At 64.5% G+C, this 13,180-nt stretch carries 14 protein-coding genes; 10 read left to right on the top strand and 4 right to left on the bottom strand.

The features are described from left to right. Positions 1-104 precede the first annotated feature (104 nt). Complete coding sequence (locus Q0687_RS17945; RefSeq protein ID WP_298879157.1) at positions 105-1,337, top strand: acetyl-CoA C-acetyltransferase; 1,233 nt, start codon at positions 105-107, stop codon at positions 1,335-1,337. 334 nt (positions 1,338-1,671) lie between these two features. After that, on the top strand, positions 1,672-1,974 hold the full coding sequence (locus tag Q0687_RS17940; protein WP_008139488.1) for an HU family DNA-binding protein: 303 nt from the start codon (positions 1,672-1,674) through the stop codon (positions 1,972-1,974). Between the two features lie 77 nt (positions 1,975-2,051). On the opposite strand, the gene Q0687_RS17935 is transcribed toward Q0687_RS17940, so the two are convergent. The 4 genes from Q0687_RS17935 to Q0687_RS17920 form a co-directional block, all read right to left on the bottom strand. Then, positions 2,052-2,207 carry a hypothetical protein gene (locus Q0687_RS17935; RefSeq protein WP_298879123.1) on the bottom strand — a complete coding sequence of 52 codons (156 nt, stop codon included), beginning with the start codon at positions 2,205-2,207 and terminating at the stop codon, positions 2,052-2,054. A gap of 4 nt (positions 2,208-2,211) precedes the next feature. Continuing rightward, positions 2,212-4,611, bottom strand: a complete 2,400-nt coding sequence (gene lon / locus Q0687_RS17930) for an endopeptidase La (protein ID WP_298879121.1) — start codon at positions 4,609-4,611, stop codon at positions 2,212-2,214. Positions 4,612-4,619: 8 nt separating this feature from the next. After that, positions 4,620-5,003, bottom strand: a complete 384-nt coding sequence (locus Q0687_RS17925) for an Hsp20/alpha crystallin family protein (protein WP_194466963.1) — start codon at positions 5,001-5,003, stop codon at positions 4,620-4,622. Positions 5,004-5,193: 190 nt separating this feature from the next. Then, positions 5,194-5,763, bottom strand: a complete 570-nt coding sequence (locus Q0687_RS17920; RefSeq protein WP_298879115.1) for a ferritin-like domain-containing protein — start codon at positions 5,761-5,763, stop codon at positions 5,194-5,196. Between the two features lie 145 nt (positions 5,764-5,908). On the opposite strand from Q0687_RS17920, the gene Q0687_RS17915 reads away from it, so the two are divergent. The 8 genes from Q0687_RS17915 (at position 5,909) to puuE (ending at position 13,179) form a co-directional block, all read left to right on the top strand. Then, positions 5,909-6,535: a MarC family protein gene (locus tag Q0687_RS17915; RefSeq protein ID WP_298879113.1), complete on the top strand. Its 627-nt coding sequence runs from the start codon at positions 5,909-5,911 to the stop codon at positions 6,533-6,535. A 169-nt stretch (positions 6,536-6,704) separates the two neighbouring features. Further along, the gene (locus Q0687_RS17910) at positions 6,705-7,358 is read left to right on the top strand and encodes a class II aldolase/adducin family protein (RefSeq protein ID WP_298879110.1); all 654 of its coding nucleotides are present in this window, start codon (positions 6,705-6,707) and stop codon (positions 7,356-7,358) included. Positions 7,359-7,370: 12 nt separating this feature from the next. Continuing rightward, on the top strand, positions 7,371-9,158 hold the full coding sequence (locus Q0687_RS17905; RefSeq protein WP_298879108.1) for a chloride channel protein: 1,788 nt from the start codon (positions 7,371-7,373) through the stop codon (positions 9,156-9,158). 125 nt (positions 9,159-9,283) lie between these two features. After that, positions 9,284-10,597, top strand: a complete 1,314-nt coding sequence (locus Q0687_RS17900) for an alpha/beta hydrolase (protein ID WP_298879106.1) — start codon at positions 9,284-9,286, stop codon at positions 10,595-10,597. Between the two features lie 118 nt (positions 10,598-10,715). Continuing rightward, positions 10,716-11,099: a hypothetical protein gene (locus Q0687_RS17895; protein WP_298879104.1), complete on the top strand. Its 384-nt coding sequence runs from the start codon at positions 10,716-10,718 to the stop codon at positions 11,097-11,099. Between the two features lie 341 nt (positions 11,100-11,440). Continuing rightward, a complete protein-coding gene (locus Q0687_RS17890; RefSeq protein WP_298879491.1) occupies positions 11,441-11,725 on the top strand; it encodes a hypothetical protein in 285 nt (94 codons plus the stop codon). Between the two features lie 104 nt (positions 11,726-11,829). Further along, on the top strand, positions 11,830-12,243 hold the full coding sequence (locus Q0687_RS17885) for a DUF3830 family protein (RefSeq protein ID WP_298879102.1): 414 nt from the start codon (positions 11,830-11,832) through the stop codon (positions 12,241-12,243). Then, positions 12,244-13,179: an allantoinase PuuE gene (gene puuE / locus Q0687_RS17880; protein WP_298879100.1), complete on the top strand. Its 936-nt coding sequence runs from the start codon at positions 12,244-12,246 to the stop codon at positions 13,177-13,179. Position 13,180 lies beyond the last annotated feature (1 nt).

Raw genomic sequence — 13,180 nt, 5'->3', positions numbered from 1 at the left:
CGCGCAGCGGAAAATCGGGCGAGGGGCGTCGTCGCGGCACATTGACTCCCTTCTTTCCCTGATTCAAAACCGTCCTCAACACTGATAACAAGAGGACAACGCCCATGACCGACGCGCTGATCATCGATGCTTGCCGCACCCCGCGCGGCGTCGGCAAGGCCGGCAAGGGAGCGCTTTCAGGCATTCATCCGCAGCAGCTGGGCGCCACCGTGCTCCGTGCGCTTGCCGACCGCACCGGGATCGACACCGCCGACGTCGACGATATCGTCTGGGGCTGCAGCGCGCAGGTGGCAACGCAAGGCGGCGATCTCGGCCGCATGTCGGCGCTCGATGCCGGCTACGATGTGCGTGCCAGCGCCGTGACGCTGGATCGCTTCTGCGGTTCCGGCATCACCAGCGTCAACATGGCGGCCTCCTCGATCATGGCGGGCGCGGAAGATCTCGTGATCGCCGGCGGCTGCGAGATGATGTCGATGGAGGGACGTCGCGGCGGCGGCCCGATGATGATGGACTCCGGCAATCTGCGGCTTCGTGCAAGACATCCGCAGTCGCATCAGGGCGTCTGTGCCGATGCGATCGCGACGCTGGAAGGCATCACGCGGCAGGACGTCGATGCCCTTGGCCTCGAAAGCCAGAAGCGCGCCGCGCAGGCGATCGCCGCCGGCCATTTCAAGAAGAGCCTCGTGCCCGTTCATCGCGAGGACGGCAGCCTCGCGCTCGATCATGAGGAATATCCGCGGCCGCAGACCACGATGGAAGGGCTGGCGGCCTTGAAGCCGGCGTTCCCCGCGATCGCCGATTATGCGCTGGACGACAACGGCACGACCTATCGCGGCCTGATCCTGCAGAAATACCCTGATCTCGACATCGACTTCATGCACCACGCCGGCAATTCGTCGGGCGTCGTCGATGGCGCCGCGGCGATCCTGTTGGCGTCACCGTCCTACGCCAAGGCGCATGGCCTGAAGGCGCGTGCCCGCGTCGTGGCGATGGCGAACATGGGAGACTCACCGACCCTGATGCTGAACGCGCCGGTGCCGGCGACGCGCAAGGTGCTGGCGAAGGCCGGGCTCACCATCGACGACATCGAGCTGTTCGAGATCAACGAGGCCTTTGCGGTGGTGGCGGAGAAATATATCAGGGATCTCAAGCTCGATCGCGCCAAGGTCAACGTCAATGGCGGTTCAATCGCGCTCGGTCATCCCATCGGCGCGACCGGCTCAATCCTGATCGGTACCGTGCTCGACGAGCTCGAACGGCGCGATCTCAAGCGCGGTCTCGTCACGATGTGCGCGGCCGGTGGCATGGCTCCGGCCATCATCATCGAGCGCATCTAGCTCGTCGCGGTCCCGTAAAAAGCAGGGAAAAACCTCGCAGGGTGACAATCCAGCCTTATTTTTCAGGGTGAATCGCGCTTCTCCTTTCATAAAGAGGCCGGTCGTCGCTTGTCGAAACTATCGAATCAGCTTTAGCAAGGCTGCTTGCGGGCCTTTGAAACAAGGCAAAAACCGCTGCGCGAGGCGACGTCCGCTCTGGAAGCCGCTAAAATGCAGGGTTTTTTGTCTCAGGGGGCCAAAAAAGCCCGTAAAACCGCGACAAAACTGTGCAGAAGGCTATAGGCCTTCGCCGGTTGGTCTAATATGCAACCGGCAACGAATCAGAGGAGACACGATGCCAGCCCAAATGTCCAAATCGCAGTTGATCGAAAAGATTGCGACCGCCACCGAGCTTTCCAAGCGCGACGTCAAGAGCGTCATGGAGACGCTGACCGACGTCGGCCACAAGGAGCTCAAGAAGAACGGCCTGTTCCTGGTGCCGGGCTTCGCCAAGTTCGTGGTCATCAAGAAGCCCGCGACCAAGGCGCGCAAGGGCACCAACCCGTTCACGGGTGAAGAGATGATGTTCAAGGCCAAGCCGGCTCGGAAGATCGTCCGCGCCCGCCCCGTCAAGGCCGCCAAGGACGCCGTGGCCTGATAACGCAAAGGCCCCCTCGGTGAGAGGGGGCCTTTTGGTTTTGAGTTAAGTGACCGCGAGGGCTGAGGCGGAGGGGTTCAGCCCTTGCGGCCCCTCACCCGGACCGGGATCGGCTGAAGCCGAGGCTCGGGTCCTGCAAGCGCATCGCGCACCCGGTCGACGGCGCGACCCAGCAGCTGGCGCAGCCGCTGCGTCGTCCGCGATTTCTTTGCGTCTTCCAGCAGTTTCTTCATCGCATCACTCCGCCGCTTCGACCTTCGTACCGACTTCCGCCGGCTCGAGCGCCGCGGCGATGGCCTCGTCGACGCGCTCCAGCCAGATGAATTCGAGGTTGTCCCGCGCGCTCTTCGGGATGTCGTCGTAGTCCCGCTTGTTGCGCGCCGGCAGCATCACCCGCTTCAGCCCTGCAGCAGCCGCAGCCACCACCTTCTCCTTGATGCCGCCGACCGGCAGCACCAGGCCGCGCAGCGAGATCTCGCCGGTCATCGCGGTGTCGCTCCGCACCGTGCGATTGGTGAGCAGTGACGTCAGCGCCGTGAACATCGCAACGCCCGCGCTCGGTCCGTCCTTCGGGGTCGCGCCCGCGGGAACGTGAACGTGGATGTCGCTCTTCTCGAACACCGTGGGATCGATGCCGAGCTGGTTCGCTCTGCTCTTCACCAGCGTCAGCGCGGCCTGCACGCTTTCACGCATGACCTCGCCGAGCTGGCCGGTCAGGATCATACCGCCGCGGCCGGGCACGCGCGAGGCCTCGATGAAGAGGATGTCGCCGCCGACAGGCGTCCAGGCAAGGCCGGTGGCCACGCCAGGAATGCTGGTGCGCTGTGCGATCTCGCCTTCGAAGCGCGGCTGCCCCAGCACGTCGGCAATGTCCTTCGCCGTCACCACGACCTTTGCAGTCGTGCCTTCGGCGACCTGCACCGCGGCATGGCGGAACACCTTGCCGATCTCGCGCTCGAGGTTACGCACGCCGGCCTCGCGGGTGTAACCCTTGACGACCAGCCTCAAGGCGTCGGGCTCGATCTCGGCCTGCTCGGCTGAGAGGCCGTTCGCCTCCAGCTGCCGCCGCACCAGGTAGCGCTTCGCGATCTCCAGCTTCTCCTCCTCGGTGTAACCGGCGAGGCTGATCAGCTCCATGCGGTCCAGCAGCGGACCGGGAATCTGGTCCAGCATGTTGGCGGTCGCGATGAAGACGACGCGCGACAGGTCGAAGGGCACGCCCAGGTAATTGTCCCGGAACGTTCCGTTCTGCTCGGGGTCGAGCACCTCCAGCATTGCGGCGGAAGGATCGCCCTGCACGCCGCGGCCCATCTTGTCGATCTCGTCCAGCATCATGACGCAGTTGCGTGCGCCCGCCTTCTTGATCCCCTGGATGATGTTGCCGGGCAGCGAGCCGATATAGGTGCGCCGGTGACCGCGGATCTCGGCCTCGTCATGCACGCCGCCCAGGCTGACGCGCACGAAGGGGCGATCCATCGCGCGCGCGATGGACTGGCCGAGCGAGGTCTTGCCGACGCCGGGCGGTCCGACGAAGCACAGGATCGGCGCCTTGCCCTGCGGCGCCAGCTTGCGCACGGCCAGATATTCGATGATCCGGCTCTTGATCTTCTCCAGGCCAAAGTGATCGGCATCCAGGATGCGGCGTGCTTCCTTGATGTCGATCGGCTTCTCCGCCGGCAGCGCCCAGGGCAGCTCGATCAGCCAATCGAGGTAAGTGCGCACCATGCCGGCTTCGCCGGCAGCCTCGGGCATGCGCTCGTAGCGACGCAGCTCCTTTCTGGCATGGGCGTCCGCCTCCGGCGGCATGTTCGCCTTGGCGATCGCAGCCGTCAGCTCGGCGACCTCGGCAGCCTTGCCGTCGCCTTCGCCCAGCTGCCGCTGGATGGTCGCCATCTGCTCGCGCAGGATCGCCTCGCGCTGCCGCTCGTCGAACGAGGCGCGGGTCTTCTGGCCGATTTCATTACTGATGCGCAGCACCTCCAGCCGCTCGGCCAGGTGCTTGGACACCTTCTCGACGCGCAGGGAGAGGTCGATGGTCTCCAGCACCTCCTGCTTGTCCTGCGGCTTGATGTCCATGAACGACGTCGCCAGGTCCGCCAGTGCGCCGGGCGCCGAGGTGCTCTGGAACATCGCGACCAGTTCGGGCGGTGCCTGCGGCAGCAGCTCGATCGCCTCGATGGCCTGGCGCTGCAGGTTCAGCGCCCGTGCCTCGATCTCGGCTGAGGTCGTGGTCGGCTCGGGGATTTGCTGGAAGCGCGCAGCCAGGAACGGCGTCCCCGGCAGGAAGTCGAGGAGGCGCGCGCGCTGCACACCCTGGCAGACGATGTGATGCGTGCCGTCAGGTGCGGTGATGTAGCGCACGATGTTGGCGATGGTCGCGACCTTGTAGAGATCATCCGGGCCGGGCTCGTCGGTCTCCGGGCTGCGCTGCAGCACGATGCCGATCGGCCGCTGCTCGCGCAGTGCCTGCTGTGCGGCGGCGACGGACTTCGGCCGTGCGATCGCAATCGGCGCGATGGCGCCGGGGAATAGCACCATCTCGCGCACGGGGATGATGATCAGTGCGTCATCGGGGATATTCACGTCAGAACCGTTTTGAGGATTGGTCGGTGCGGTATTCATTTGTTCGGTGGCCATGATCGACCTCAGGATTTGGCGAGGCGCAGTGCGACGCAGCCGTCCATTACGAAGCGGCTGATGGCGTAGCGGCCAAGGGGCAATGCGATGCGGCGCTCAAAACGCCCCTGCGGCAGCTCGAGCCGGTGGATGCGGGCGTTGCGAAGCTCCGGCGGCAGCGTGCGCTGGCCGGAAATGACCAGCACCCCGTCATGGATGACAGTCTCGACATTGTCCGGATTGACGCCGGGAAGCGCGACCAGGATCAAAAGCTCATGCTCGGTCTCGAGCACGTCGATCGGCGGCTCCCAGCAGGTGTCCTGACGGCCGAACTGCTGCCGCAGCCGTTCGGCGCGGGTCAGCTGGTCGAGGGCCTCGGACAGCATCCAGTCAAAGGGATTCTTGGGTTGCATGGCTAAACTCGGGAGAAGGCGCTGCGGTTGGAAAACGGGGATATGGTGATGGTTCCCGCAAATTCCAGCATCGGGCGTTTGCGGCATGCCTGCCTCTCGAAGTGGAGCAGGTCCCTTGCGCTCAGACGCATCGACGCCGCGAAAGATGTTCCGCGGCGCCGAAGGCAACAATTGGGCGGGAGGTCGGGATTCAGGCGGCTTGGCGGTATTCGGCCTCCGCTTCGAGGTTGATGACCGACGTGGCGAGCTCGGACAGGGTGTGGTCGGTCGCCTCTTCCTCGTCCAGCGTATCCTGAAGCAGCCTTGCCGCCTCGGGCATGCCGAGCTCCTCGGCCCAGGTGCGAAGTGTGCCGTAACGGGAGATCTCGTAGTGCTCGACCGCCTGCGCCGCCGCGAGCAGGCCGGCATCGAGGGCAGGGGCGTTCTTGAAGTCCTTCATGATCTCGGCACCTTCGTCGGTGATGCCGTTGATCGCCTCGCAGGGCTTGCCACGTGCAGGCTTGTCCAGCATCCCGAAGATCTGCTCCAGACGTTTGACCTGGCCCTGCGTCTCCCGCAGATGCTTGTTGAAGGCGGCCGCAAGGTCCTTCGAATGCGCGGCCTTGGCCATCTTCGGCAGCGTCTTGATGATCTTGTTCTCGGCGTAATAGATGTCCTTCAGCGTTTCCAGGAAAAGGTCGCTCAGCATCTTAGGCGCCCGCCTCGGGCGGCGTGATGCGGTCTTTTTCGCAGATGCACGTTTCTTTGCTTTCTTCGCCATTGGTCCTCCTCATGAGGTGACACGGGAAGGCTCTTCCTTCCCCAATCCTCACGCGATCAAGAACCGGGACAGGCAAATGTTCCTCGCGCAGGTCTGCGCGAGCCGCTATGGCTGGCCGTCCACGCTCGCCCGAGGCGCCTGACCCATGCTCGACTTCGCCCTGTCCGCCTTCGTCACGCTGTTGCTGGTGGTCGATCCCGTTGGCCTTGCGCCGGCGTTCCTGGCCGCGACCGGCGGCATGCCCGAGGCGAGCAAGCGGACCGTGGCGTTGCGGGCGCCGCTCATCGCGGCCTCGATCCTGGTCGTGATCGCGCTGGCCGGAAACTGGCTGCTGCGCCAGCTCGGGATCGGCATCCCCGCCTTCCAGATCGCAGGTGGGCTGCTGCTGTTCGGCGTGTCCTATCAGATGATCTTCGGCGACCGGCCGCATCGCGAGGCGCGGGAGGCCGACAAGGCCATGGCCGAGCACGCCTCCGATGTCGCGGTGTTTCCGCTCGCCATCCCCATGATGGCCGGTCCCGGGGCGATCGCGACCACGCTGCTGCTGTCGGGCAATGCCGGCTACGGGGCCAGGCTCGCGATCATCATCGTGATCGTGCTGGCGGTCTGCCTGCTCTGCATGCTCTGCTTCGTCTCCGCGCACCTGATTGCGCGCACGCTCGGGCGCACCGGAAATGCCGTGCTCTCGCGCGTGCTCGGCATGCTGCTGGCGGCCTATTCGGTGCAGTTCGTGATCAACGGAATCTCGGCCGTCCGGGCCAGCCTGTCATAGGGCTGCGTCAATCTGATAATATGTTGATTTTACAGTATATTCCTTGGTGTAACGGTACATCAAACAAGACTGCAAACAATCCCGTCCGCTTTCGCTTGCACTGCCATGTTGCTTTGACGTACTTCCGGTCTAACAACGTCCAACGCCAAGAAGTCGAGATAAAATCAGGATGTCGATGACAGCGGACGAGCTCGCAAAGCGACAAGCCATCATCGATGCCTGCCGCCGCATGAATGCGCTCGGCATCAACCAGGGCACATCAGGCAATATCAGCGTGCGGCATGGCGAGGGTCTCCTGATCACGCCCACCAGCCTGCCCTATGACACCATGACGCCGGACCAGATCGTCTTCATGGCGATGGACGGCTCGCATGCTCCTCGCCAGAAGCCGTCCAGCGAGTGGCGCTTCCATCTGGACATCCTGAAGGCGCGCGCCGACGCGGGCGCCGTCGTGCACGCCCATCCGACCTATTGCACCATCCTGGCGATCATGGGCATGGAGATCCCGCCGGTGCATTACATGATCGCGGCGGCCGGCGGCGACAGCATCCGCTGCGCGCCCTATGCAACCTTCGGGACAGTGGAATTGTCCCGCCATGCGGTGCGCGCGCTGGAGGGCCGGCTCGCCTGCCTGCTCAACCATCATGGCATGATCGCGATCGGCCAGACGCTCGACAAGGCGATGTGGCTCGCCGTCGAGGTCGAGACGCTGGCGCGGCAATATCACGGCTGTCTCCAGATCGGCAAACCGCCGCTGCTCTCCAGCGAGGAGATCGAACGGGTCCGTCAGCGCATGGCCGGCTACGGCCTGTCGGAAGGGTAGGACGGGCAGAAGGTGTTCGCGCGGATCAGGCATATCGTCGATCGCAAGGGGACGAACCGCACTTTGGTTCGGCTGCGCGCGCTCTTGCGCAGCAACGAGTTCTATTTGATACCCTTCGCGCTCGTGATCGGCGCGCTGGCCGGCGCGATCGTGACCCTGATGGCCGAGATCGCGCAGATCGCCCACGTGGTGATCTACGGCATTCCGATCGACGTGCGCCTGTCGGCCAACACCTATATCAATCCCTGGGCGGCGCTGACCGCGCCCGCGCTCGGCGGCTTGGCGCTCGGCATCATGGAATGGTGGCGGCGACGGCTGAAGATTTCCAGCGCGGTCGACCCGATCGAGGCCAATGCGCTGCGCGGCGGCAATCTGTCGATGCGCGACAGCATCGTGGTGTCGAGCCAGACGCTGATCTCCAACGGTTGCGGCGCCTCGGTCGGCCTCGAGGCCGGCTACACCCAGATTGGCTCGGGCATCGCCTCGCTGTTCGGCAAATTCTTCAACCTCCGCCGTAACGATCTTCGCCTGATCGTCGGCTGCGGCGCCGCGGCGGCGATCGCCGCGGCGTTCGGCGCGCCGATCACCGGCGCATTCTACGCCTGCGAGCTGATTGTCGGTGTCTATTCGGTCGGCAGCGCCGCGCCGATCCTGGCGGCCTCGCTCGCCGGCGCGCTGACCGCGCAATGGCTCGGCGGCGCGCCGTACTCCATCGAAATCCCCAAGGTCAGCGCCGTCGGCGTCGAGCAATATCTGGCGCTGATCGGGCTTGCGCTCGTCACCAGCGGTGTCGGCATCGCGGTGATGCGCTCGTCCTCGATGTTCGAGCGGCTGTTCAAATGGCTGCCGGTCTGGCTGCGTCCTGTCATCGGCGGCCTCGTCGTCGGCGGCTTCGCCATCGTGACGCCCCAGGTGCTCGCGGCCGGCCACGGCGCCATGGTGCTCGATCTGTTCCATGACATGACGATCGGCCTGATTGCGATCGTCATCGCGCTGAAGGTGACGGCCTGCCTGATCTCGCTGGCCTCGGGCTTCCGCGGCGGTCTGTTCTTCGCCTCCCTGTTCGTCGGCAGCCTGATCGGAAAGTTCTTCTCAGCGGTGCTGCTCCTGATCAGCCCGAATTTCGCGATCGATCCGCTGGTGGCGATGCTGACAGGCATGGCGACCCTGGGCGTCGCCATTGTCGGCGGCCCGCTGACCATGTCGTTCCTCGTGCTCGAGATGACTCGCAATGTCGACGTCACCGCCGTGGTGCTGGCTGGCTGCATCGTCACCTCGATCTGCGTCCGCTTCATGTTCGGCCACTCCTTCTCGACCTGGCGCCTGCATCTGCGCGGCGAGACCATTCGCAGCGCCAATGACGTCGGCTGGCTGCGCAACCTCACCGTCGAACGGCTGATGCGCTCCGACGTCGGCAAGGTGCCGTCGAGCACGACGATTGCCGCGACCCGCAGCGAATTTCCGCTGGGATCGCGCCCGGGCGTCGTCATCGTCAACAACGCCGACGAATATGTCGGCCTGGTCCTGCTGCCCGATCTGTTCTCGAGCGACCTCGACACCATCGCCGACGATATCCAGATCATCGAGCTCGCGCGGCTGACCGAGATCGTGCTGATCCCGGAAATGAACGTGAAGAGCGCCATGGCGGTGTTCGACGAGGCCGAGGCCGAAATGCTGGCGGTGGTCGATTCCACCGACAGCCGCAAGGTGGTCGGCTTCCTGACCGAGAGCACCGCCCGCCGCCGCTATGTCGAGGAGATCGACAAGGCGACGCGCGGCGTGCTGGGGGCGCTGTCCTGAGATCCTCACCCCGGGCAAGTTGACGCTGGCACGCCGAGCGGACTTGCCAGATCGTTCACAACCTCTAGGCTAGGGACCGACGGCGGGGCTGGCGCCTGGCCGCATCCAGCGACGAGGGACGTGCGATGTCGGACACGCTTCGCCTGTTGCTTGCCTTGCTCGAACTTGGGCCCCCGCTGAAAGATCTGCTGGGCGACAAATGGCCCGCTTATGGCGACGAATTGCAGGATTTGGCCGGTCGCGCCGGCAAGGGTGAGGATCCGGCGAGGCTTCGTCAGTCGCTTGATCTGCTGCTCGTTCGGTTGCTCGCGGAGGCTCAGGCCACCGAACTCGTCGAGCACGTGATGGAAGACATGGCCGCGCCCGTTACGGAGACTGTGACGCGCCGCGGCCGGATAACTCCGCTGGTCGTTCCCGATATCGTCCAGCCGACCACGGACGAGGCGACAGGCGTCGTCACCATCCCCGTCTTCTACGGCACCGATCGTGACAGGGGAGACGACACGCCGGCGCACTATTTTGGCGGTGCGCGTGGGACGCCGTCATTCGGGGTTGCGGAGGTCAGCGTGCCCACGCGTGGCCGTGACCTGGGCGAGCTCACCAGCCCGAGCTGGTGGCGTCTCGAATTCTCGGCCGATCCGGAAAAGCATGTCATCCTCAAGACGGTGGGAGTGCTGGGCAGGGACGCCTTCGTCACAAGCCTGAAGGACTCCCTTGCGGGGGCGGATTTGCACGACGTCCTGATCTTCGTGCACGGCTACAACGTGACGTTCGAGGATGCGGCGCGGCGCGCCGGGCAGCTCGCGGTGGATCTGAAATTCGCCGGCCGGACGCTGCTGTATAGCTGGGCGTCGGCAGCGGATACCAAGAAGTACACCGTGGACGAGAGCACGATCGACTGGTCGCGCGATCATTTCGAGGCGTTCCTCCAGCTTGCCCTCGGCGAAATCGGTGCCGGCAAGGTCCACGTCATCGCTCACAGCATGGGCAACCGCGCGGTGATCAATACGCTCGAACGCGTGACGTCCTGGCAACTGCCGGCCGGCGCCGCAAAGCTCGGTCAAATCATCTTTGCCGCGCCCGATATCGACCGCGACCGCTTCGTTCAGCTCGCCGCTAAATTCAAAGGCTGCGCCGCGCGCGTCACGCTTTATGCCTCGTCGCGCGACGTTGCGCTGCTGGCCTCGAAATTCGTGCACGGCTATCCCCGGGCGGGCGAGGCCGGCGAAGCGCTGACGATCGTCGACGGCGTCGACACCATCGATGCCTCGCTGGTCGACACCAGCCTGGTCGGCCTGCGCCATTCCTATTTCGGCGAGAAGCGCTCGATCCTGAACGACATGTTCAATTTGATCGTGCAGCAACTCGCGCCCGACCAGCGCTTCGATCTCCAGGCCGCAGGCGATGCGCTGCGGAAGTATTGGAGTTACAGGGCCTAGAGGCCGCATGACCAGTCAAGGCGTGGCAGATTGCCGCGATCACGAAACCATTCCAGTGCTTTGTGCGTTATCCCGTGTTTCCATATGTCTTGTTTTGGCGATAGCAGAGGACGTGAAGATGAGTGACAGGTCCGTGACATCGAGAATTGGCCGCAGCGCTGCACTGGCCGCGTGCGCCGGTCTTGCTTTGGTCGTTGCATCCGCCTCGCCGTCGGCTGCCGCGTCACCGGCAGTGGCCAAGGCGCCGCCCGCCGCCACGGCCGGGCAGGGCTCGTCCAACGCGACGGATTTCAGCGCCGCGCGCCGTCATCGCTATTACCGGCGCGGGCCGAGCGCGGCGGGCCTTGCCTTCATGGGCGCCGCGGCCGGTCTGATCGGAGGCGCGATCGCCGAGAGCCGACGCCAGGAATATTACGACAACTATTACTATGGCGGCCCGCGCTATTATGGTCCCGACTACGGCTACTATGGTGGCCCGCGCTACTACTACAATCCGTATTGAGCATGCCCGCTGTCATCGCCGGCGAAGGCGGGCGATCCGGTATTCCAGAGGCAGGTGTGATTGAACGGAGAAGCCGCAGCGGACTGGATTCCCCGCCTACGCGGGGAATGACAGGATCCTTTGGAGAGCCGGCTCTCGCCTCACCCTCCGTCATTGCTGTGCATGTTCACTAATTCGCTCCGGCGACAATGGCTTTGCGATTGCGCGGGGATGACGGACCAACAGCATCAACGCCCGCGGCAATCAGGCTAAATATTCGGCAATTGCCTTGGGCGGCCCGGATGGACTTGATCTGCGCAATCCGGTTGAATGGGGCCATGAAGGTTTCGGGCGCGACAACGATGTCGAAATATCTGCTGGTCCTGCTCTTGATCGCCTCGCCGGCTGTGGCGCAGGTCAAACCCGCGCCCAAGACATCGGCGGCACATTCCGACCCCTGCGCCCCGATCGGACGCACCGCGGACGGCAAGCTGGTCTATTCCATGAAATGCGAGAACCTGCCGGCGCCGCCTTCGCCCCCGCCGCAGGCGGAACTGAAGGAGGCGCCGCCGGCGACAGCCGCTGCGGAGCCAGAGCCGGAGGTGCGGCGGAGCGGCATATTCGGCTGGTCCTACGATCGCAGGTAACGGGCAGCCGCGCACTTGCGCGAAGCCCGCTGGAATGCTCTTTGCGTGCAAGTTCCCCGTGGGGTGCCTCTGATCCCCTCGGGCCCCCGATCCAGAGAGTTGAGATGAGCAAACTCGTAATCCGCGCCGGTGATTTCACCTTCGATGCCAGCTTCGAAGAGCAGGCGGCGCCCAAGACCGTCGCGGCGTTCCGCAAGGCGCTGCCGTTCGAGAGCCACATCATCCATGTGCGCTGGAGCGGCGAAGGCGTCTGGATGCCGCTCGGCGATCTCGATTTCGGTGTCGGCTACGAGAACCACACCAGCTATCCCGCGCCGGGCCAGATCATCCTCTATCCCGGCGGCATCAGCGAGACCGAGATCTTGCTCGCCTATGGCGGCGTGCACTTCGCCAGCAAGATGGGCCAGCTCGCCGGCAATCACTTCATCACCGTGACCTCGGGCCTGGAGAATCTGGCGACGCTCGGCAAGAGCGTGCTGTGGAAGGGCGCGCTGCCGATCCGCTTCGAGGAAGTCTAAGTGACTGACAAAAGTTACCCGCGCGATCTCCGCGGTTACGGTCGCAACCCGCCGCATCCACAGTGGCCCGGCAATGCCCGGGTCGCGGTGCAGTTCGTCGTCAATTTCGAGGAAGGTGGCGAGAACAACATCCTGCACGGCGATCGTGCCTCGGAAGCCTTTCTGTCCGACGTGCTCGGCGCGCAGCCCTGGCCGGGCCAGCGCCACGCCAATATCGAATCCATGTTCGAATATGGCTCGCGTGCCGGCTTCTGGCGGCTGTGGCGGATGTTTGATGAGCGGAAGTGGCCGACCACCGTGTTCGGTGTCGCGACCGCGTTGAAGCGGAATCCGGAAGTCGTCGCGGCGATGAAGGAGTCCGGCTGGGACATCGCGAGCCACAGCCTGAAATGGATCGAGCACAAGGACATGACCGAGGCGCAGGAGCGCGCCGAGATCGCCGAGGCTATTCGCGTCCACACCGAGGCGACCGGATCGCGGCCGCTCGGCTGGTACACGGGGCGCTCTTCGATCAACACCAACCGCTTGCTGATGGAGGAGGGCGGCTTCCTCTATCTCTGCGATTCCTACGCCGACGATCTGCCCTATTGGGTCAAGGGCGGAGGCGGCAAGCAGCTCATCATTCCCTATACGCTTGATGCCAACGACATGCGGTTCATCAACCCGCAGGGCTTTGCCGAGGGCGAGCAGTTCTACACTTATCTGAAAGACTCCTTCGACGTGCTCTATGCCGAGGGTGATACCGCGCCGAAGATGATGTCGGTTGGGCTGCACTGCCGTCTCGCAGGCCGCCCGGGGCGTGCCGCGGGCCTGATCCGCTTCCTCGATTATATCGGCAAGCACGAGCGCGTCTGGGTGCCGACGCGACTCCAGATCGCGCAGCATTGGCACGACAAGCACGCACATCTCGCCACTGACGCGTTCGAGCTCAGGTGAG

Source organism: uncultured Bradyrhizobium sp. (genome assembly GCF_936928535.1).
In the GTDB taxonomy this organism is placed as follows: Bacteria; Pseudomonadota; Alphaproteobacteria; order Rhizobiales; family Xanthobacteraceae; genus Bradyrhizobium.
The sequence above is the reverse complement of the archived record's forward strand: the minus strand, read 5'-3'. Positions and strand labels throughout refer to the sequence as shown.

Excerpts from the sequence above, each read along its gene's own strand:
- Q0687_RS17945 (WP_298879157.1), top strand. The coding sequence starts at position 105 with ATGACCGACGCGCTGATCATCGATGCTTGCCGCACCCCGCGCGGCGTC.
- Q0687_RS17940 (WP_008139488.1), top strand. The coding sequence starts at position 1,672 with ATGCCAGCCCAAATGTCCAAATCGCAGTTGATCGAAAAGATTGCGACC.
- Q0687_RS17935 (WP_298879123.1), bottom strand. The coding sequence starts at position 2,207 with ATGAAGAAACTGCTGGAAGACGCAAAGAAATCGCGGACGACGCAGCGG.
- lon (WP_298879121.1), bottom strand. The coding sequence starts at position 4,611 with ATGGCCACCGAACAAATGAATACCGCACCGACCAATCCTCAAAACGGT.
- Q0687_RS17925 (WP_194466963.1), bottom strand. The coding sequence starts at position 5,003 with ATGCAACCCAAGAATCCCTTTGACTGGATGCTGTCCGAGGCCCTCGAC.
- Q0687_RS17920 (WP_298879115.1), bottom strand. The coding sequence starts at position 5,763 with ATGGCGAAGAAAGCAAAGAAACGTGCATCTGCGAAAAAGACCGCATCA.
- Q0687_RS17915 (WP_298879113.1), top strand. The coding sequence starts at position 5,909 with ATGCTCGACTTCGCCCTGTCCGCCTTCGTCACGCTGTTGCTGGTGGTC.
- Q0687_RS17910 (WP_298879110.1), top strand. The coding sequence starts at position 6,705 with ATGTCGATGACAGCGGACGAGCTCGCAAAGCGACAAGCCATCATCGAT.
- Q0687_RS17900 (WP_298879106.1), top strand. The coding sequence starts at position 9,284 with ATGTCGGACACGCTTCGCCTGTTGCTTGCCTTGCTCGAACTTGGGCCC.
- Q0687_RS17895 (WP_298879104.1), top strand. The coding sequence starts at position 10,716 with ATGAGTGACAGGTCCGTGACATCGAGAATTGGCCGCAGCGCTGCACTG.
- Q0687_RS17890 (WP_298879491.1), top strand. The coding sequence starts at position 11,441 with ATGTCGAAATATCTGCTGGTCCTGCTCTTGATCGCCTCGCCGGCTGTG.
- Q0687_RS17885 (WP_298879102.1), top strand. The coding sequence starts at position 11,830 with ATGAGCAAACTCGTAATCCGCGCCGGTGATTTCACCTTCGATGCCAGC.